We start from the raw sequence: 2088 nt of genomic DNA on the forward strand, positions 1-2088 counted from the left end.
ACGGCGCCCGAGGCGATTCCCGAGACTCCCGCCGCGTCCGTCCCGGCCGCGCCCGCCCCGGAGACGGACATGGCGCCCGCCCCGGCCGCGCCGGTCGAGGAGCCCGTACCCGTCGAGGAACCCGCTCCGGTCGGCGGGCGCATCGAGCGGCTGCGCGGCAGGCTGTCCAAGTCGCGCTCGGCGCTCGGGCAGGGCCTGCTCGGCCTGCTCGGCGCGGGGGATCTCGACGAGGACTCCTGGGAGGACGTCGAGGACACGCTGCTGGTGGCCGACCTCGGTGCCGCGACGACGACGGAGATCGTCCAGCGCCTGCGCACCGAGCTCTCCGCGCGGGGTGTGCGCACGCCGGAGCAGGCGCGGGCGCTGCTGCGGGAGGTGCTGGTCGACGCGCTCGGCCCCACCTCCGACCGGGCCGTGCGCGCCCTGCCGCACACCGTTGACGGCGCCAAGCAGCCTGCCGTGGTGCTCGTGGCCGGGGTGAACGGCACCGGCAAGACCACCACCACCGGCAAGCTCGCCCGGGTGCTCGTGGCCCAGGATCACCACGTGGTGCTGGGTGCGGCCGACACGTTCCGTGCCGCGGCGGCCGACCAGCTCCAGACGTGGTCGGAGCGGGTCGGTGCCGAGGTCGTGCGCGGCAAGGAGGGCGCCGACCCGGCCTCGGTGGCCTTCGACGCGGTCAAGCGCGGGACCGCCAGCGGCGTGGACGCGGTGCTGATCGACACCGCCGGTCGCCTGCACACCAAGACCGGCCTCATGGACGAGCTGGGCAAGGTCAAGCGCGTCGTGGAGAAGCAGGCCAAGGTCGACGAGGTGCTGCTGGTGCTCGACGCGACCACCGGCCAGAACGGGCTCGCGCAGGCGCGGGTGTTCTCGGAGGTCGTCGACGTCACCGGCATCGTGCTCACCAAGCTCGACGGCACCGCGAAGGGCGGCATCGTCTTCCAGGTGCAGCGGGAGCTCGGTGTGCCGGTCAAGCTCGTCGGTCTCGGAGAGGGCCCGGACGATCTGGCCCCCTTCGAGCCGGGCGCCTTCGTCGACGCCCTGCTGACCTGAGGGCGAGCGCTCAGTCGACGCAGGGGGCCGGGCCGGGCGGCAGTGTGGTGTGCGGGGCGGCCGGCGGGGCGTGTCCCGCCGACTCCCCCGCGCCGTCGAGAAACGCCCTGGTGAACGCGCGGACCTCGACCGGGTCGACGGCGAGGCCCCTTGTGCCGGACATCGTGGTCTCGGCCTCGGCGACCGGGATGGTGGCGATCCGCAGGTCCGTCTCGTCGAGCGAGGCCACGCGCCGCGCCAGTCCGAGGACGTCCAGCGCGGGCTCGATGCGCACGTGCTCGGTCACGAGCGAGGCAAGCCGGTCGGCCCGGGCGCCGAGCGACCACCCGTCGGTGACGGCGGCGTGTGTCCAGGCACGGAGAACGGCCTGCATGCGCACGATCCGGTCGAGGTCGCCCTCCGGCAGCCCGTGCCGCTGCCGGAGGAAGGCGAGGACCTCAGTACCCGTGAGGCGCTGGCTCCCCGGCTGGAGTCTGGCCCCGGAGTACCGGTCGTGGTGGGCGGCGCGCACGCACACCTCCACCCCGCCCACCTCGTCGGCGAGCGTGGCGAAGGCCGACATCTCGACCATCGCGACGTGGTCGATCGTCGTGCCGGTCAGTTCGCTCACCGTCGCGGTGAGCAGCCGGGCTCCGGCGCGGGCGGCCTCGCCATCCTCGGCGCCCGCGTCCCTGGCGTCGGCACGTCCGGTGAGGTAGGCCGAGCTCACCCGCTGCCGGCCATGGCCGGGCACGGCCACCAGACTGTCCCGGGGCACCGAGACGGCGTTCACCGAGTCGGGGCCGAAGCGCGCCAGGACGAGCGAGTCGCTGTGGCCGGTGCCGTCCATGCCCGCCAGCAGCACGGTGGTCGGAGCGGGGGACGCGGCGGGCGGCACGGTGTTGTGGCCGTCGCCGACCAGCCGGGGCACGAGCACCACCGCCGCGGCCACCGCCAGCGCCACGGCGGCGCCGACCGCCGCGATCGCCCCACGACTCGTGCGGTGTGTCCGGGCATTCACCGCCGCGGCCACCACGGCCTCGGACAGGCGCA

2 protein-coding genes are annotated in these 2088 nt (G+C 75.0%); one reads left to right on the plus strand and one right to left on the minus strand.

Going from position 1 to position 2088, the window contains the following annotated elements; all coding sequences use genetic code 11:
- Positions 1-1056: signal recognition particle-docking protein FtsY (gene ftsY, locus SACSA_RS0114850; protein WP_019818346.1), on the plus strand; the 1056-nt coding region annotated here is incomplete at its 5' end.
- Between the two features lie 10 nt (positions 1057-1066).
- On the opposite strand, the gene SACSA_RS23155 is transcribed toward ftsY, so the two are convergent.
- Positions 1067-2088 (minus strand): LCP family protein (locus SACSA_RS23155; RefSeq protein WP_019818347.1); only part of this gene is annotated, 1022 nt, incomplete at its 5' end.

The organism is Saccharomonospora saliphila YIM 90502, from assembly GCF_000383795.1.
In the GTDB taxonomy this organism is placed as follows: Bacteria; Actinomycetota; Actinomycetes; order Mycobacteriales; family Pseudonocardiaceae; genus Saccharomonospora; species Saccharomonospora saliphila.